20 protein-coding genes and 1 riboswitch are annotated in these 18,344 nt (G+C 36.6%); of the genes, 8 read left to right on the top strand and 12 right to left on the bottom strand.

What is annotated here, in order from left to right; translation table 11 throughout:
- Positions 1-32: 32 nt before the first annotated feature.
- On the bottom strand, positions 33-1,004 hold the full coding sequence (gene pta, locus ACXY7N_RS21940) for a phosphate acetyltransferase (protein WP_016085418.1): 972 nt from the start codon (positions 1,002-1,004) through the stop codon (positions 33-35).
- 280 nt (positions 1,005-1,284) lie between these two features.
- Between pta and hemQ the strand changes: the two genes are divergently transcribed.
- The 4 genes from hemQ to gerQ all read left to right on the top strand — a co-directional run bounded on the left by hemQ (position 1,285) and on the right by gerQ (position 4,554).
- Complete coding sequence (gene hemQ, locus ACXY7N_RS21935; RefSeq protein ID WP_016085417.1) at positions 1,285-2,028, top strand: hydrogen peroxide-dependent heme synthase; 744 nt, start codon at positions 1,285-1,287, stop codon at positions 2,026-2,028.
- Positions 2,029-2,229: 201 nt separating this feature from the next.
- On the top strand, positions 2,230-3,501 hold the full coding sequence (locus ACXY7N_RS21930) for a serine hydrolase (protein WP_016136120.1): 1,272 nt from the start codon (positions 2,230-2,232) through the stop codon (positions 3,499-3,501).
- 174 nt (positions 3,502-3,675) lie between these two features.
- Positions 3,676-4,098 carry a cell wall hydrolase CwlJ gene (cwlJ, locus tag ACXY7N_RS21925; RefSeq protein WP_000538163.1) on the top strand — a complete coding sequence of 141 codons (423 nt, stop codon included), beginning with the start codon at positions 3,676-3,678 and terminating at the stop codon, positions 4,096-4,098.
- A 27-nt stretch (positions 4,099-4,125) separates the two neighbouring features.
- Complete coding sequence (gene gerQ, locus ACXY7N_RS21920) at positions 4,126-4,554, top strand: spore coat protein GerQ (protein WP_016085415.1); 429 nt, start codon at positions 4,126-4,128, stop codon at positions 4,552-4,554.
- A 31-nt stretch (positions 4,555-4,585) separates the two neighbouring features.
- Here the strand turns inward: gerQ and ACXY7N_RS21915 are convergent, their stop codons facing one another.
- From ACXY7N_RS21915 to ACXY7N_RS21905, 3 genes are all read right to left on the bottom strand, one after another.
- On the bottom strand, positions 4,586-4,954 hold the full coding sequence (locus ACXY7N_RS21915) for a DUF423 domain-containing protein (RefSeq protein ID WP_000688322.1): 369 nt from the start codon (positions 4,952-4,954) through the stop codon (positions 4,586-4,588).
- A gap of 64 nt (positions 4,955-5,018) precedes the next feature.
- Positions 5,019-5,306, bottom strand: coding sequence for a YwdI family protein (locus tag ACXY7N_RS21910; protein WP_016085414.1), 288 nt, complete (start codon positions 5,304-5,306; stop codon positions 5,019-5,021).
- Positions 5,307-5,312: 6 nt separating this feature from the next.
- Positions 5,313-6,305, bottom strand: a complete 993-nt coding sequence (locus ACXY7N_RS21905) for a potassium channel family protein (RefSeq protein WP_016136122.1) — start codon at positions 6,303-6,305, stop codon at positions 5,313-5,315.
- A 95-nt stretch (positions 6,306-6,400) separates the two neighbouring features.
- Between ACXY7N_RS21905 and ACXY7N_RS21900 the strand changes: the two genes are divergently transcribed.
- The 3 genes from ACXY7N_RS21900 to ACXY7N_RS21890 all read left to right on the top strand — a co-directional run bounded on the left by ACXY7N_RS21900 (position 6,401) and on the right by ACXY7N_RS21890 (position 9,188).
- Positions 6,401-7,684, top strand: coding sequence for a purine/pyrimidine permease (locus ACXY7N_RS21900; protein WP_016085412.1), 1,284 nt, complete (start codon positions 6,401-6,403; stop codon positions 7,682-7,684).
- 177 nt (positions 7,685-7,861) lie between these two features.
- Positions 7,862-8,683, top strand: coding sequence for a Cof-type HAD-IIB family hydrolase (locus ACXY7N_RS21895; protein WP_016085411.1), 822 nt, complete (start codon positions 7,862-7,864; stop codon positions 8,681-8,683).
- Positions 8,684-8,894: 211 nt separating this feature from the next.
- Entirely contained in the window at positions 8,895-9,188 is a 294-nt protein-coding gene (locus ACXY7N_RS21890) for a DUF3817 domain-containing protein (RefSeq protein WP_016085410.1), read from the top strand.
- Positions 9,189-9,275: 87 nt separating this feature from the next.
- On the opposite strand, the gene ACXY7N_RS21885 is transcribed toward ACXY7N_RS21890, so the two are convergent.
- From ACXY7N_RS21885 to ACXY7N_RS21865, 5 genes are read right to left on the bottom strand one after another with little or no spacing between them, the layout of a single operon-like run.
- On the bottom strand, positions 9,276-9,953 hold the full coding sequence (locus ACXY7N_RS21885) for a uracil-DNA glycosylase (RefSeq protein ID WP_016136123.1): 678 nt from the start codon (positions 9,951-9,953) through the stop codon (positions 9,276-9,278).
- Positions 9,954-9,972: 19 nt separating this feature from the next.
- Positions 9,973-10,965: a DUF2705 family protein gene (locus tag ACXY7N_RS21880; RefSeq protein WP_016085408.1), complete on the bottom strand. Its 993-nt coding sequence runs from the start codon at positions 10,963-10,965 to the stop codon at positions 9,973-9,975.
- Positions 10,958-11,875, bottom strand: coding sequence for an ABC transporter ATP-binding protein (locus ACXY7N_RS21875; RefSeq protein ID WP_000207734.1), 918 nt, complete (start codon positions 11,873-11,875; stop codon positions 10,958-10,960). Before ACXY7N_RS21875 ends, ACXY7N_RS21880 begins: the two co-directional genes overlap by 8 nt.
- Entirely contained in the window at positions 11,872-12,753 is an 882-nt protein-coding gene (locus ACXY7N_RS21870) for an SGNH/GDSL hydrolase family protein (protein ID WP_116349204.1), read from the bottom strand. The genes ACXY7N_RS21875 and ACXY7N_RS21870 overlap by 4 nt, the downstream gene beginning before the upstream one ends.
- Positions 12,754-12,763: 10 nt before the next feature.
- Positions 12,764-13,741, bottom strand: coding sequence for a LacI family DNA-binding transcriptional regulator (locus ACXY7N_RS21865; RefSeq protein WP_098985814.1), 978 nt, complete (start codon positions 13,739-13,741; stop codon positions 12,764-12,766).
- A gap of 97 nt (positions 13,742-13,838) precedes the next feature.
- Between ACXY7N_RS21865 and ACXY7N_RS21860 the strand changes: the two genes are divergently transcribed.
- Positions 13,839-14,465: a YczE/YyaS/YitT family protein gene (locus tag ACXY7N_RS21860; protein WP_016085405.1), complete on the top strand. Its 627-nt coding sequence runs from the start codon at positions 13,839-13,841 to the stop codon at positions 14,463-14,465.
- A 23-nt stretch (positions 14,466-14,488) separates the two neighbouring features.
- On the opposite strand, the gene ACXY7N_RS21855 is transcribed toward ACXY7N_RS21860, so the two are convergent.
- The 3 genes from ACXY7N_RS21855 to ACXY7N_RS21845 all read right to left on the bottom strand — a co-directional run bounded on the left by ACXY7N_RS21855 (position 14,489) and on the right by ACXY7N_RS21845 (position 18,111).
- A complete protein-coding gene (locus ACXY7N_RS21855) occupies positions 14,489-15,784 on the bottom strand; it encodes a homoserine dehydrogenase (protein WP_016085404.1) in 1,296 nt (431 codons plus the stop codon).
- A 139-nt stretch (positions 15,785-15,923) separates the two neighbouring features.
- Entirely contained in the window at positions 15,924-16,829 is a 906-nt protein-coding gene (metA, locus tag ACXY7N_RS21850; RefSeq protein ID WP_016085403.1) for a homoserine O-acetyltransferase MetA, read from the bottom strand.
- Positions 16,813-18,111, bottom strand: coding sequence for a bifunctional O-acetylhomoserine aminocarboxypropyltransferase/cysteine synthase (locus ACXY7N_RS21845; RefSeq protein ID WP_016085402.1), 1,299 nt, complete (start codon positions 18,109-18,111; stop codon positions 16,813-16,815). The genes metA and ACXY7N_RS21845 overlap by 17 nt, the downstream gene beginning before the upstream one ends.
- 93 nt (positions 18,112-18,204) lie before the next feature.
- Positions 18,205-18,309: riboswitch (SAM riboswitch) on the bottom strand.
- Positions 18,310-18,344 lie beyond the last annotated feature (35 nt).

Below are 18,344 nucleotides of genomic sequence, written 5' to 3'. Positions count from 1 at the left end.
AGCGACGGTCTTTATTTCAATTCATTATAGAATTAAAGTGCTTGAGCTGCTGTAATTAAAGCTAACTTGTACACTTCTTCTTCGTTACATCCACGAGATAGGTCATTTACAGGCATGTTTAAACCTTGTAAGATTGGTCCTACTGCTTCGAAGTTACCTAAACGTTGAGCGATTTTGTAGCCAATATTACCAGCTTCTAAGCTTGGGAATACGAATACGTTAGCATCACCTTGAATTGTAGAACCTGGAGCTTTTTTCTCAGCTACAGATGGTACGAATGCAGCATCGAATTGGAATTCTCCATCTAAAGTTAGTTCTGGAGCCATTTCTTTTGCAATGCGAGTTGCTTCTACAACTTTTTCTGTTTCTGGAGATTTCGCAGAACCTTTTGTAGAGAAGCTTAACATAGCAACGCGTGGATCAATACCGAATAGTTCAGCAGTTTTCGCACTCTCGATACCAATTTCAGCTAAGTCTTGGCTGTTTGGTGCAATGTTAATTGCGCAATCAGCGAATACATATTTCTCTTCTTCACGTACCATAATGAATACGCCCGAAGTTTTTGTAACGCCTGGTTTTGTTTTAATGATTTGAAGTGCTGGACGAACTGTATCAGCTGTAGAGTGAGCTGCACCACTTACTAAACCGTGTGCTTTGCCCATGTATACAAGCATTGTACCGAAGTAGTTTTCGTCTTTAAGGATTTTGCGAGCGTCTTCTTCAGTTGCTTTACCTTTACGGCGTTCAACGAAAGATGCTACCATCGCATCCATTTCTTCGTATGTAGCTGGGTCATAAATATCAACGCCTGCTAATGTTAAATTCAAGCTAGCAGCTTTTGCGCTAATTTCTTCTTTATTACCAACTAAGATTGGTTTTACTAACTCTTCTTTTGCTAAACGCTCTGCAGCGCCTAAAATTCTTTCATCAGTTCCTTCAGGAAGTACGATAGAAATGCCTTTTCCTTGAACTTTTTCTTTTACTGTTGTAAATAAGTTGCTCACGAATAAACCCTCCTACATATGTTAAAAAAACTCTATCTTTAAGAATACTGCTTTTCCTCTATATTTTAAACTTATAGCTCCCAAAAAATAGATAAAATGAAAATGATTATATTTTCATAAAATTCAGCCTAGAAATAAAGCCCCTTTAATCCTTATCTTCTCCTATTTTCACATAAATTTAAATGTGACAATTTTATGCGCCAAGGTTTTATATAGATGATTTTAAAACTATATATGCTATAGTTAACGTGTAAAACTATCATTAACTGAGGTGAATAGAATGAGTGAAGCAACAACAACGTTAGATGGCTGGTATTGTTTACATGATTTACGTTCTATTGATTGGGCTGCATGGAAAACATTATCTAGCGACGAACGCGGACAGGCAGTGTCTGAATTTTTAAATGTCGTTGAAAAATGGAACGAAGTAGCTGCTGCAAAAAAAGGCAGTCATGCAATGTATACAGTTGTTGGCCAAAAAGCTGATATTATGCTTATGATTTTACGTCCAACAATGGAAGAGTTAAATGAAATTGAGACAGAATTGAATAAAACAACATTAGCTGAATATATGGTTCCTGCATACTCTTACGTATCTGTTGTTGAACTAAGCAACTACCTTCCAGCTGATGAAGATCCATACCAAAATCCACAAATCTTAGCTCGCTTATATCCAGAACTACCAAAAGCAAATCACATTTGCTTCTACCCAATGGACAAGCGTCGCCAAGGTGATGACAACTGGTACATGCTTCCTATGGAAGAGCGTAAAAAAATGATGTACAGTCATAGCAAAATTGGTCGTCAATACGCAGGTAAGGTACGTCAAGTCATTTCAGGATCTGTTGGATTCGACGATTTCGAATGGGGCGTAACATTATTTGCTGACGATGTTCTTCAATTTAAAAAACTTATATATGAAATGCGCTTCGATGAAGTAAGTGCTCGTTATGGTGAATTTGGAACATTCTTCGTTGGAAACATTTTACCAGATGAAAAAGTAGAGAAATTTTTACACATATAAATGGTGAAAAGGAACGAAATTCGTTCCTTTTTTTATTCTTCTCTATATTTATCCCCAAAAACCTCCTTTTCCCTGCAATTTTGAACAAAAATCGACAAATTCTTTTCAAATTTCGTGTGAAATTGTAACCTTTTCATATCCAAATTTATGCTAAAATGGGACAAGCTACATGCTAATAACGATGCGAAGGTGATAATCTATATGAAGAAAATCTTGTCTATTTTACTAGCACTTTTATTGTCAATTTCTTCCTTAGGAGTAACAACATCCCATGCGGAAGAAAAAATACATATTGAGGCAGCAGCTGCACTTCTATTTGATGCAGATACAGGAAAAATACTGCATGAACAAAATCCAGATGAATTACTAGCTATCGCTAGTATGTCAAAATTAATTATTGTTTATGCCGTATTAGAAGCAATTAAAGAGGGTAAAATCACTTGGGATACAAAGGTAAACATTTCTGATTACGCTTATGAAGTTTCACGTAATAATGAATTCTCTAACGTTCCATTCGAAAAGGGACGTCAATATACTGTAAGAGAATTATATCATTCTATCGTTATCTTCTCTGCAAACGGATCTAGTATTGCCTTAGCAGAACTTCTTGCAGGAAGTGAGAAAAACTTCTTAAATCTTGCAAATGAACATGCAAAAAAACTAGGGTTAAAGAAATATAAATTTGTAAACGCTACTGGGTTAAACAACGCTGACTTAAAGGGAAAACATCCTGAAGGAACTGATCCGAATGGAGAAAATTCCATGTCAGCTCGCGATATGGGTATGCTTTCAAAAGCAATGATTACAAAGTATCCAGAAATGCTAGAGGATACAAAACAAAGATTTAGAAACTTCCCAGATAATCATCCGAAACCAATTCGTATGGAAAACTGGAACTGGATGTTACCAGGTGCCGCTTTCTCTTATGAAGGAACAGACGGTTTAAAAACTGGTAGTTCTGATACTGCTGGATACGGATTCACTATTACAGCAAAACGTGGTGAATTACGCCTTATTTCAGTTATTATTAAAACAAAATCAATGGACGAGCGTTTCACTGAATCTCGTGCATTAATTGAATATGGATTTAATAACTTTGAAAAACAAAAATTAAAAATTGATAAAAACAATACAATCCCTGTAGTACAGGGGAAAGAAGATCAAGTAACAGTTGCACCCGAGAAAGAAATAACGGTGATTACGAAAAAAGGGAGCAAACCCACTTACAAAATTGGGACGGAAGCAAGTAAATCACTTGCTGAAGATGGCCATTTAGTTGCTCCTATTAAGAAAGATGCCAAAGTAGGCTCAATTACTTTAGAATCAACTGATAAATATGGTTTCTTAGACGGTAGTAAAAGTATGAAAGTTACTGCAAAAACGACAGAAGATGTTGAAAAAGCAAATTGGTTCGTATTAACAATGCGCTCTATCGGTGATTTCTTCTCAAACTTATGGTCTAAAGTATTTTAATGATGAAAAGCTAGCTCATGCTAGCTTTTTTTATTTTCCTCTCTCAATGTAAAACTTCGTTTGGTTGTCATATCTGAGTCCTTTTCCTCATACGTATGAACTAGTAATTGTTCCACACTTCATCTAGAAATAACCTCTTTCCAAAAGGTATTCCAAAAAGAGAGGTGACACATAATGGGTGTTATTGCTTATAACGAAGAAGATGTAAAGTTATTAGCTAGACTGATGCGTGCTGAAGCCGAAGGAGAAGGGCAACAAGGAATGTTAATGGTCGGAAACGTAGGTGTAAATCGTGTCCGCGGAAATTGTTTAGATTTTAAAAAAATACGTAATTTACGTCAAATGGTTTATCAAAATCCTGGCGGTTTTGAGGCAACGCAAAAAGGGTATTTTTATCAGCGTGCAAGAGAACAAGATATCGCATTAGCAAGGCGAACGATTCAAGGACAACGTTTTTGGCCTGCTAACTTTTCCTTGTGGTTTTTTAGACCTGAAGGCCCTTGTCCACCAACTTGGTATAATCAACAAAACTCTGGTCGCTTCAAAAAGCACTGCTTCTTCCAGCCATCTGGCGAGGATTGTCCTGGCGTATATTAAGGATTGATAATGAGGAGGGATTTTTGAATGGCACAGCAACAAAACCCGTATTACGGAACAGGTTTCTATCAACCATCTGGAACTTACGTACAACCGCAACAAATGACCCCACAGCAACAGCAACAACAGCAAGCGATGCAACAACAAGCTGCGCAAGCTCAATATGCTGTTTCTCAAGGCATGTTACCATTAGAACAGTCGTATATTGAAAATATTCTTCGTTTGAACAAGGGCAAGCAAGCCACAGTTGTAATGACTTATGAGCGTGGTAGCTCACTCGGTACACAATCGTATACAGGTATTATCGAAGCAGCTGGTCGTGATCATATCGTAATTAGTGAGCCACAATCAGGAAAACGTTATTTACTACTAATGATTTACTTAGATTATGTAGAATTCCCAGAAGAAATTATGTATTTACCTAGTCAACAAGCAACTTATGCTCCAAGACCATAAAAAAAAGCTGGCGTATGCCAGCTTTTGTTTTTTATAACCCTTTTACAACTGCAGTTCCGACTAAGATCCATGCCACGATAAACGCTACACCACCAAGAGGTGTAATTGGGCCAAAGAACTTAATACCTGTCGTACTTAATGCATACAAACTACCTGAAAACATAATAATCCCAGCTACCATAAGCCAGCCAGCAGTAGTTAAAAGTGATGATTGAATCTTATCCATTAATAAAGCAACTACGAATAGTCCACCTGCATGAAACATTTGATATGTAACACCAGTTTTCCAAACTTCTAACATTTTTGCAGAAACTTTATTTTCTAAACCGTGTGCTCCAAAAGCCCCTAACGCAACAGATAATCCCGCTGCAATACAACCTAGTAAAAAGAAAATTTTCATCTTAATTCCCCTTTTTTACCTTTATCATAAGCAATTTTTTCATATAAGCCAAACGATTTAATCATTAAAAATCAAATAATGAATTACCATTTGCACCTTCTTCTTTTATATACACAGGTTCTCCAGAAACTGGCATAACCGGTTGAACTGTCGTTATAGGCTGCGTTCCAATTACTTGCGATTGAATTTGCGGCTCTCTATACGTAGGAGATTCAGCCTGTTCATCTAATAGTAAATCACATAAAGCACGCACAACTAATAAATGATCTTTTGATTTTTGCCCTTCACTACTTTTTGCCTTTGCAATTTCATTCGCCATTTTATTTAAAATCTTATCGCTCGATATTTGCATTCCTTATCACCTCGTACTTTGTAGTTCTTTCTCAAATTGCCCCAGCTTCTCTACTGAACCAAATACTATTATCATATCATGTTCTTGCAATTTTTCCTGCCCCGTCGGATTATGTATAACATTCCCATTTCTCAAAATCGCTAAAATTGTTACATCAAATTGATTTCTCACATCACTCTCTAGTAACGATTTACTAGCTAACATAGAGCCTTTTCCGACTGCAATTTCTTCAATTACAAATGACTGATCCACGCCATACAATACTGTATCAATATAATGAACTGTTAGCGGATTCGCAATACCTTTTGCAATATGAATTCCTGCCATGCTAGATGGATTAATCACCTTATTTGCCCCAGCACGCCGTAATTTGTCTTCGGTTTCAGGTTTTTCCGCTCTTGCCACAATTTTAATTGCATCGTTTATTCCTCTTGCCGTTAATGTAATAAATACATTTTCGGCGTCATTGGCTACAATGGCAACTAGACCGGCTGCCTTTGAAATTCCAGCATGATGTAACACTTGGTCTTCCGTTGCATCCCCATGTACATACAAAAGTTTTTCCTTCTCCAATATACTTTCATCTTTATCCACGACGACAAATGGAATTTTCTTTTCTTGCAATTCATGTACAACTTGATGCCCCACTCTACCGCAACCACATACGATAATATGATTTTGTAACTGTGCTATTTGTTTATCCATCTTCTTCCTCCGTACTGCATGAAATAAATTCCCTTCAATAATCATAGCTGCCACTACACCAATTGCATACGTAACGATACCGACGCCAACCGGTATAATAAGAAGCGCAAAAACTTTTCCTGCATGTGTTACAGGAACGGCATCTCCATATCCAACAGTTAATACGGTAATCATCGTCATCCAAAATGCTTGAAACAAACTAATCTCTTCAATTGTCATAAATCCTAATGTTCCTAGAATTACAACAAAAGTCATGCATATAACTGCTATCCATAATTGCTTACGTGCATTCATATCGTGTTTCAACTCTTTTCTCTATCTACAATCTTTGCCAGTGGAAATGAAATACATATATACTAGATACGGAATCTATGAAAGAGGTTGATATAATGAAAACATTTCTTTCCGCCTTACAATGGGCGCTATTTATTTTAGCTGGGAGCCTTATTGTACCAATTAGCGTCGCAACTAGTTATGGCCTCGATGGAGCTGAAGCTATTGCATTCGTACAAAGAACATTATTTGTTCTTGGCTTTGCTGGTCTACTGCAAGCTATTTTTGGACATAAACTTCCTATTCAAGAAGGTCCTGCAGGCCTTTGGTGGGGGATTTTCTCCCTTTATGCAAGTTTAGGTGTCGTATTATTTGGATCAAGCAATGAAACGCTTAAAGTCCTTCAATACGCCTTCCTATTAAGTGGTATCATTTGTATTATTCTTAGTGTTTTCGGACTCATCGATAAGCTAGTTCGCTATTTTACACCGACAGTCATTGGAACATATTTATTTCTTCTTGTCGCACAACTTAGTGGTTCCTTCTTAAAGGGAATGTTTGGCCTTGACGGACAACATACAGAAGTACAAGCTGACGTATTTATTCTTTCACTCATTGTTATTTTACTATCCTTTTTCATTATGAAGCTACCTATTATTGGACAATATTCCGTTCTTTTCAGTATTGTCTGCGGCTGGATATTATTTGCATGCTTCGGATTATCTAATCCAGTAACGCCTGTGACAGATGTAATCCGTTTTCCATCCCTATTTGTTTTCGGAATGCCTCGCATTGAATGGAACATGGCAATTACGGTAGTTTTCGTTACACTATTACTTCTAACAAATATGTTAGCAAGTATTCGCGTTGTGCAAAAGATTGTCTCTAAGTATGAAGAAGGTGCCGCACCAGATCGTTTCAAACAAGCCGGCATTATAACAGGAATCAATCAATTACTAGGTGGTCTATTCTCAGCTATTGGACCTGTCGCCATTTCTGGATCAGCAGGGTTTATTGCAACGACTAATATTTATAAGCGACTCCCATTTATGTTAGGATCAAGCTTTATTATTGCTGTTAGTATATTCCCAAAGATTACTTCATTCTTTGCAGCAATCCCTGTTGCAGTCGGATATGCTGCTATCTATCCTGTATTTGCAAGTATGATTGGTCTAGCTTTCCGTGAATACGACACAGTACAAGATAAAGAACGATTATTTAAAGTAGCGGGTCTTTCCATCTTTACAGGAGTCGGAGTTATGTTCGTTCCAGCTGGAGCATTTTCTACGCTCCCACCATTTCTAGCATCATTTTTAAGTAACGGTCTCGTTCTTGGATCTGTAATGGCAATTTTGCTCGAAATACTATTTTCTCGTTCTACAGAAAAACAACTATCGTAAATTGGAAAACTTCCATTATTGCACTCTACCTTTAGAGTTGTTACGATAAATTATCATGGGCAATACGCTCATGGTAATTTATCTATTTCTTTCCGAAGAAGTTCGATGTCTTACTATTATTTCTTAATATCTTCATGAACATGTATTTCTATTTAAATAAAGAAGGGAATTTTCAATATGACTTATAAAATGATTGTTTTAGATTTAGATGATACTTTATTACGTGACGACCATACCATTTCACCTCGTACGAAAGAGGCTCTAATGACTGCACAAGAGCAAGGTGTAAAGGTTGTACTTGCTTCTGGACGTCCAACATTTGGTATGCGCAATGTAGCGAAAGAACTTCGTTTAGAAGAATACGGCAGTTTCATTCTATCTTTTAATGGTGCAAAAATTATTAACTGTAAAACAAACGAAGAAATCTTTAGTAGTACGCTATCTCCTGAAATCGTTCACAACCTATTTGAAATTAGTAAAACTGAAGATGTATGGATTCATACTTACATTGGCGATGATATCGTAACAGAAGAAAATAATCCTTATACTGAAATTGAGGGCGATATTACTGGTATGCCAATTGTTGTAGTAGATGACTTTAAAGCTGCTGTTAAAGAGCCTGTAGTAAAAGTATTAATGAATAAAGAAGCTGAACGCCTTGTTGTAGTAGAAAAGAAACTACAACAGCAACTAGAAGGCCAATTAAGCGTGATGCGTTCAAAACCATTCTTCTTAGAATTTACTGAAGCTGGTGTTACAAAAGGAACAAGCTTAAACCAACTAATCCAAAAGCTAGGCATTAAGCGTGAAGAAGTTATCGCAATGGGCGATAGCTATAATGATCAGGCGATGATCGAATTCGCTGGTCTTGGTGTTGCAATGGGCAATGCACCAGATGATATTAAAGAAATTGCAAACTACGTAACAGATACAAATATGAATGATGGCGTTGCAAAGGTTGTAGAGAAGTTCGTATTAAAAAGAGAAGCGCTTGTTTAATATTTTCACTCATAAAACCTATTTGAAGTCAAACACTTCAAATAGGTTTTTATTTAAATTGTCCTGCTTTTGTGAATATATTTTGAACTTTGCACTATTCTCGTAGTGTAAAGTTTCTTTTTGTATATAATGAAACAAACTAGACTATTTTATTTTGAAAAAGAATACAAATTTACTATAAACAAGCATACGTTTAAGGAGGCTACTTTACATGTTATCTACACCAATCGGACGATTAAGAGCAATCGGACTCATTGAGGGGATTTCTTTCCTACTACTATTATTTGTAGCAATGCCATTAAAATATTTCGCAGGATTTGCAACAGCTGTTAAAATCACAGGCATGGCTCATGGCGTTTTATTTATTCTATTCATCTTTGCAGTAATTCAAGTAACAATCGTACACCGTAAATCAATTTTATGGGCACTTGGGGCATTTGTTTCATCAATTATCCCATTCGGTACGTTTGTACTAGATGCAAAATTAAAGAACGAGCAACAATAGTAAAAAGGTAGTTAACGACTGTTAACTACCTTTTTTATTTACCCCGCATTAACGGGCAGTAAAACTCCCACTGATTAAAGTTTCACTTTACAAATTTGGAATTTCCCAATCAATTTCTCTCTCGCCCATATTTGCTAAAATCGTATTCACTTTAGAGTATGGCTTACTACCAAAGAAACCGCGTCTTGCTGACAATGGGCTTGGATGTACAGATTCAATAATGTGGTGCTTCGTATTCGTAATTAACTTTTTCTTCGCCTGTGCATGACGTCCCCACAATATGAAAATAACCGGTTTTTCACGTTCATTTAATAGCTCAATTACGCGATCTGTGAAGTGCTCCCATCCTTTTCCTTTATGAGAATTTGCTTCACCTTGTCGAACTGTTAATACAGTATTTAATAGTAGCACTCCTTGCTCTGCCCACTTTACTAAATAACCGTTATTTGGGATTTCACATCCATATTCATCTCGAAGCTCTTTATACATATTTAACAATGATGGTGGTGTTTTAATACCAGGTTGTACAGAAAAGCTTAAACCATGCGCTTGATTCGGTCCATGATATGGATCTTGCCCTAAAATAACGACCTTTGTATTTTCATAACTTGTATACTGAAGAGCATTAAATATATCTTCTACCTTCGGATAAATAACATGCGTACTGTACTCCTCTTTCAAAAAAACAGCTAGCGTACGATAATATTCTTTCTCAAATTCTGACGCCAATAATGGTCCCCAATCATTCTTCAAAACATTTTCCATGACTTCACTTCCTGTCCAATTAATTCACCATATCCTGCTTTGTAAATACTACAAATGAAATAATAAGAGATACGACCGCCCAAACCGTTAAATTCATTAAAGAAAATCCCATCGATAAACCTTGTAATGCAGGCAATTTCCCTGATAAATAATCTGTTAACGATAAGTTCACACTAAAAATATATTTCGCACCTTCCCAAGATGTTGCGAATGAACTTAAAATGCCTCCTGCAATTAACGCGGCTAACATAACACCCATTCCAGCCGGCGTATTGCGAATTAAAACGGAAACCATAAATGATATAGTTCCGACAACGATAGCAACAAACCAAGCTAATCCATACGCCATCAAGATGTATTGCCACTGCGGAATAAGATGTACGAAGTTTGTATTTAGGTTCTCTTTATCAATAACAAACCCTGTTAAAACCGGTAAATTCCATCCCGAGTATCCAAATACAAGCCCGGATAATCCGTAAGCAAATACACCTACCAGAAGCAGTATGAGTGAAATAAAAAATAACATCGTCACGTACTTACTAAGGAGTATTTTCCAGCGCCGAATCGGCCGCGTGAGCAACATTTTCATCGTTCCATCACTTCTTTCTCCTGAAACAATGTCAATAGCGACAATCATGACAAGAAGCGGAATAAACAATGTAATTCCTTGCTCAATAAACGCCCTTACAAAAGTTGGTGCGCCCGGTGCCATCGGGTTAATATCATGATCTAAATAATATTGTTGCTGCTCCACTCTTACCTTTAGCCAATCACGCCATTCTTCTGGTAATCTAGAGTTGTTCAAGCGGTTTTGAGAATCAACAATTTGTTGTTGTAATGAAACTTTCCAATCCGTTGTACCTAGTCTTTTCTGTGTCGTTTCTACTTCACGATACTGCGCATACACGAAAAGTGGAATCAAGATTGCTAAAATAAGCATGACAACAAAAATACGTTTCTTACGATAAATTTTTTCCGATTCATTTAAGACTAGATTCGCAAATTCACGCATGCTGCTCACCCCTTGTGAGTTCAATAAATAAATCTTCTAGCGTAAATACAAGCTCCTTAACACTATGCACATCTATCCCATTTTCTACAAAGTGTCTATTCCAACTACTTATAGATGAGATATCCATGCGGCATAGTAATCGGTCACCTTCTATACTCACTTCTCTTACTTCTTCAGCATCTTCTAGCATATCTTTTGCCTTAGAAATCGGTGTAACAATCCATTCTACACGATCACTTGCTGTTTTAATTAACTCTTCAACCTTGGCAACTGTTATCATTTTTCCTTTATGAATAATCGCAACCCGATCGCATATCATTTGTACTTCACTTAGCAAGTGACTTGAAATAAACACACTCATATTTTCTTCTTTCACAAGCTTATGTATAAATTCCCTAAGTTCTCTAATTCCAGCTGGGTCTAAACCATTTGTTGGCTCATCTAATATGAGCAATTTTGGGTTTCCAAGAAGCGCTTGCGCAATGCCAAGGCGCTGTTTCATACCAAGTGAGTATGTTTTTACCTTATCGTGAATTCTTTCATCCAAATGAACCATTTGAGCAATTTCAATAATACGTTCATCTGATATATCACCCAGCATACGGGCAAATTGTTTTAAATTTTCCCATCCCGTTAAATATGTATACAGTTCTGGGTTTTCAACGATACTCCCAATTTGACGCATCGCTTCTCTGAAATTTTCCTTAATAGAATAACCACCGATAGAAATCGTACCTTCTGTTTCTTTAATCAATCCAACTAACATTCGAATGGTAGTCGTTTTCCCTGCGCCATTCGGTCCTAGGAAGCCAAACACTTCTCCTTGTTTTACATCGAAGGAAATATTCTCTACAATTGTCTTCTTTCCAATTACCTTCTTCACGTCTCGTACGGAAAGTATCGTCGTCATTTTACCCCTCCTTGTTCTAGTTTTAATTTACTCGTAACATTTTGAACTAATCGGTCCGCCATATATGTATACCCTACTTCATTCGGATGGAAATGATCGGAGTATAATAAATCTTTCCCTCGGTTTTGGAATAAATCAAATGTCGGTGTAATATACACATTTTTATTATTTATCGCCAATTTTTCTAAAGATGCATTCCAATCTACAACAATGTTTGAAGACCCTTTTAAATCTTCTACATCTTCAAAAGGATTATATAAACCTAGCCAAAAAATAGAGCTATCTGTATTTAACTTACGAATTTCTTCTATAATTTTCTTCGCTTCATTCTGGAATGTTTCTGTATCAGGACGGTATGTTTCTAAATCTATCTTTCCAAGCGATTCCCAACCTGGAAATAAATCATTTCCTCCAATCGTTAAAACGATTACATCTGCTTGCTTAATTGAATATTGAGCGCCACTACTCTCCATTTGTTTTAATAAATCAGGCATTTTCGCACCACTAACAGCTAAGTTCGTTAAGGCAACCTTTTGCTTATAATCTTTTTGTAAATCTTCTTTCACCCGTCCAATATAGCCAATTCCTTCTTTATCACCAACACCACGTGTTAATGAATCACCTAAACTAACGATTTGTAACGTTCCCGTTTTCTTTTTCTCTTTTGCCACTACATCGGTCTTTTTAATTAAATTTGAAGCTTTCGGATTTAATACATCATTTACACCTGAAACAAAGCCATATGCAAATAAACAGAAAGATGCAATTGTAATGAATAGAATTACTTTTACTACTTTTGATCTCATATCAAAACCCCTTTTAGCCCTTATAGATTGTCCATAATTATACCAAACGCAATTTTGAAAAGCGATTTTCACACCTTATCTATTATGTTGTTTCCCTATGTACTAATTCTGGCAATAACTCTACGTGCTTTACATCTATTTTCTCATCATTAATCTTTTCATATAATAATTCAAATGCCTTCACGCCTACATTTTTACTAGAATGTGAAATCGTCGTAATGCCTAAAATATCTGCCACATCTTGATCATCACAGCCGATAATCGTAATATCTTCTGGAATACGAATTCCTTGTTTTTTCGCCTCTGTTACCATACCCGCTGCAATATGGTTGCAAGATACAAGAAACGCCGTCGGTTTTACAGACATACGAGCCCATTCTCTGACTACATTACGCCCATCTTCCACCGTAAAACAGCCCTTAAACTTCCAGGCCTCTATCGGTGTTATAGCAACCTGTTGAAGCGAATCCTCATATGCTTGTTTTCTTCTCTGACTATTAATACTATTATTTCTTCCAATACAATACCCAATACTTGTATGGCCAGCATCTATTAAGCTCTTCATCCCGCGCGAAAAGACTTTATAGTAATCAATATGCACACTCGAAATGAAATTCGATTCTATTTCTTCACACATAACAATTGGACCAAATTTCGTATATTCTTCAAGCTTTTCCTTACTATTTGCCCGGGAACATATAATAACCCCATCAAGCTTTTTCATTTTTAACATATTCAAAATTTCTAATTCTCTTTCCTCACTATAATTCGTCTGACAAAGCATCATATTATAATTATTTTTTGCTGTTTCCTTTGATATTCCCTCGATAATAGCGCTATAATATTGATCATTTACGTGCGGTAATAAAACGCCAATGACATTCGTTTTTCCTTTCACTAAATGAATTGCATTCACATTTTGCGTATAATTTAATTCTTCTATAATTGCTAAAATTTCTTTTCGTTTCTGTTCATTCACATATGGATGATTATTCAGTACACGTGAAACAGTTGAAACAGATACCCCAGCAAGTTCAGCAATCTTTCTTATATTCGTCATCTCATTTTCCCCTTCTCGCAAAAATTCTCCCTTGACCTGGTAAGCTTTCCACAATATATCCTTTCCTAGCAAATACATTTTGAAAGGATATACAACTATGCTTCGATTCAAATTAGAATATATATTTTTCATTGGTGGTCTACTTATTCTCGCCATCGGTATTAATATGATGACGACAATTACTTCCTTTGGACTTAGCCCTTATGATTCCTTCTTTATTGCACTATATCAAAATTTTGGGATAAGTATCGGTTTTTGGATTTTCATGATTAATTTTGCATTTACACTTATCGTACTCTTTTGGAATAAAAAACAAATAACAATTGGTACAATTGTGACGATGGTTCTTATTTCGCTTTTTGTTGATTGGATTGGTTCCATTACAACTATTATGGACGCTATCCGCTCTCTTCCAAAATATATAACACTTATTTGTGGAAATCTATTTGTTGGAGCTGGAATCGGTCTTTACGTCTCTACAAACCTTTGCGCGGCGCCTCAAGAAGCTTTCGTTTTAACCGTTGCTGAGAAAAAGAAGTGGACGTTTAGAAGAACAGAAATTTCATTAGCGTTTTTATTTTTAACATTAAGCTTTTTATTGGATGGACCTATCTATTTTGGAACAATCATCTTATCCTTTACAACAGGCTGGATTATCCAAGCATTTATTCAAATTGGCACGCAGATTTTAAATAGAAAAAAACCTATTAAGCAAGCTGCTTAATAGGTTTTTTATTAGAGGAGATACTACTTAGCATCCCCTTCAATTCGATAGTTTGCTTTCAAACAATCTATTTCTTCATACCCTTGCAATGTATGTAGAATGTACTCGTAATCAGCAAGAGACGCACGATGCGTTACAATTACAATTTCAGCTTTTCCTTTCTCTTCAAGCGGCATTTGAATTATCTTTTCAAAACTAACACCACGCTCAGAGAACAATGAAGTAATTTTTGCAAATACACCAATTTCATCTTTTACATGAAGTCTTAAAAACTTCTTCACAACAATTTCGTCTGGCTCTTTTAATACCTTTTTATACTGCGGGGATACCGCACTATTTCCGTTTACACCTAATCGAATATTTTGCATTACAGCTACTAAATCTGAAACAACAGCTGTTGCTGTTGGTAAACTTCCTGCACCTGGTCCATAAAACATCGTTTCCCCGACCGCTTCACCGTACACATATACAGCGTTATATTCATTTTGCACGGCCGCAAGAGGATGTGTATTTGGAAGTAGCGTCGGTTCAACTGTAACCTCTAATTTTTCACCATCCCGCTTCGCAAGACCGATTAATTTAATCGTGTATCCTAAACTCTTACTGTATTCAATATCTTCCTCTGTAATAGAAGTAATCCCTTTTACCTTCACATCTCCAAGCTCTACATTTGTAGAGAAACCAAGGGTAGCCAAAATTGTCATTTTTCTTGCCGCATCTAAACCTTCCACATCTGATGTTGGATCTGCTTCTGCAAATCCAAGTTGCTGAGCTTCTTTTAACACGTCGTTATATGCTCTCCCTTCATCTGACATTTTCGTCAAAATAAAATTTGTCGTTCCATTTACAATTCCCATTACTTTCGTAATAAGATCGGAAGAAAGTCCTTCTACGATACTTCGTAAAATCGGAATCCCTCCAGCTACACTTGCTTCATAAAACAAATCAGCTTTATTATCTTTTGCTACCGCTAAGAGTTCCGCACCATGTAACGCCATTAAATCTTTATTGGCAGTCACAACATGCTTCCCACTTTGTAAAGCTTGCAAAATATATACTTTTGCATCATCAATGCCACCCATCACTTCAATGACAACGTCAATATTTGGATTATCTAAAATTTCATTTGCATCTTGTGTTAATAGAGTAGAAGGTACCTCTACCTCTCTCTCTTTTTCAATATTTTGTACTAGTACTTTCGTTACTTTTACAGGACAACCTACTTGGTGTATAAGTCGCTCTTGATGATCTGTAATGATACGAACTACACCACTACCAACTGTCCCAAGACCTAATAAACCAACTTGAATTTCTTTCATAATACTGTCCACCCCTCAAAAATTGTGTTTAGATGAAATTATATGAGTAAAAAATCTGAAAAACAATGTTTTTTGAACATTCGGAAAAATATAAGCTGATCTTTACAAAGAAAACGTTACCACGTGTTACACAATCTTTTTATAGTACATAAGGGGTTTCTTGATACACGTAATAATTCAGCCAATTAGAGAATAATAGATTCCCATGGCTCCTCCACCTTACAAGTGGTTTCTCATTTGGATTATTATGCTTAAAATAATTTTTCGGCACATCAATATTTAACCCTTTTTGGCGGTCCCGTTCATATTCTTGCTTTAACGTATCACAACTATATTCACTATGCCCGAGCGCAAACACTTGTCTTCCTTCTTGCCCAATAACAAGGTGCACACCCGCTTCCTCAGAGTTTGCTAATAATGTTAATTCTTTCACCTCTCTAATATCACTCTCTCGTACTTCTGTATGACGAGAATGCGGGGCGAAAAACAATTCATCAAACCCTTGTAACAATTTCACATGTTGCTCACGGACTTCATGTTCAAATACACCGAACATTTTTTCCTTAAGAGGATACTTTGGAACGCCGTAATGATGATATAAACCAGCCTGTGCCCCCCAGCAAATATGAAGCGTAGATGTTACATTCTCTTTTGAATACTCCATAATACGTTTAAGCTCTTCCCAATAATCTACTTCTTCAAAAGAAAGAGTTTCAACTGGTGCTCCCGTAATAATAAGTCCATCAAATTTCTCATTCTCAATATCACGAAATGTTTTATAGAAACTCGTTAAATGTTCCTGTGCTACATTACGGGACAAATGCGATTCCATATGAAGCAAATGAACATCTAATTGCAACGGTGTGTTGCCAATTAAACGAAGTAATTGCGCCTCTGTTTCTTGCTTTGTAGGCATTAAATTTAATATAGCAATTTTCAATGCCCGGATATCTTGTGTTTCTGCTCGCTCCTTCGTCATTACAAAAATATTTTCCTTCTGCAACACTTTGCGAGCTGGTAAATCTTTATCAATTATGATCGGCATGTTCTTTGCCTCCGACTAGCGCTGCTTCTAAATCTGCAATAATATCAGAAACATCTTCTATACCGACCGATAAACGAATTAAATCTGATGTGACGCCAGCTAAACGCTGATCCTCAGCACTTAATTGTCTATGCGTTGTGCTAGCAGGATGTATGACGCAAGTTCGCGCATCAGCTACATGCGTTACGAGAGTTGCTAGTTTTACATTTGCGATAAATTCTTTCGCTGCTTCTAATCCCCCTTTAATGCCGAATGTTAAAACACCACTAGCACCTTTCTTCAAATACGTTTGTGCTAACGAGTAATTTTCATTACTATCTAATCCCGGATAATTCACCCATTCAATACGTTCATGGTTAGCAAGCCACTTAGCAACTGCGAGAGCATTTTCACTATGACGCTCCATTCTTAAATGCAGCGTTTCTAAGCCGATATTGCTAATATACGCATTGAATGGGCTCATACAGTTTCCGTAGTCTCTTAATAATTGAACACGTGCCTTCACAATATAAGCTGCTGCACCAAAATTTTGAACGTAACTTACGCCGTGATAACTTGGATCCGGTTCAACAAGTTCAGGATATTTCCCATTTGTCCAATCGAAGTTCCCTCCGTCAATAACAATGCCACCTAAAGAACTTGCATGACCATCAATATATTTCGTCGTAGAATGAACGATAATATTTGCTCCATGTTCAAATGCTTGGCATAAATAAGGAGTTGCTAATGTATTATCCACGATAAAAGGTACTTCCAACTCTTTCGCTGCATCTGAAAATTCTTTGAAATTTAGAACATTCATCGCTGGATTTCCTAACGATTCTGCATAAACAAGTTTCGTCTTATCATTAGCAAGGGCCACAATTTCATCAGCAGTTAAATTCGGATTAAAGAACGTAACATCAATACCAAGCTTACGCAAACTCACTCCAAATAAATTAAACGTTCCGCCATAAACTGTTGAAGAACAAAGCAAGTGGTCTCCGCTACTACAAATATTTAAAACGGCAAGCATAATAGCAGCCTGCCCAGAAGCCGTTGCAACAGCTCCTACACCACCCTCTAAATCCGCTAACTTTTGCTCAAATGCAGCTAAAGTAGGATTTCCAATACGCGTGTAGATATATCCTTCTGCCTCTAAATTAAATAGCGCCGCTAAATCATCCGAAGTATCGTATTTATACGTTGTACTTTGATAAAGCGGTAAAACACGCGGTTCACCATTCTTTGGTGTATAGCCACCTTGCACACAAATTGTTCCTTTTCCCCATGATTCTCCCATCTCTCATTCTCCTTTCTTTTATACAAAATAAAAAAACTGCTCCTTTCCTGAAAACAAGAAAGGAGCAGTTTGAAAACACGCTCTAAAGGCTCTTTCTTATCTTTCAGGATTATTACCTGCAGGATTTGGCACAATTCCGTTATACGGCTGTTGCCAAGGTTTCATCGGGCCTGTCCCTCCACCTTTTCTTGATAAGACTATGCAATTACCGTTGATTTTATAGCAATAATTTC

It is taken from the genome of Bacillus sp. 5w2 (genome assembly GCF_054353775.1).
Note: the sequence above shows the minus strand (reverse complement) of the source record. Positions and strands in the feature narration are given on the sequence as shown.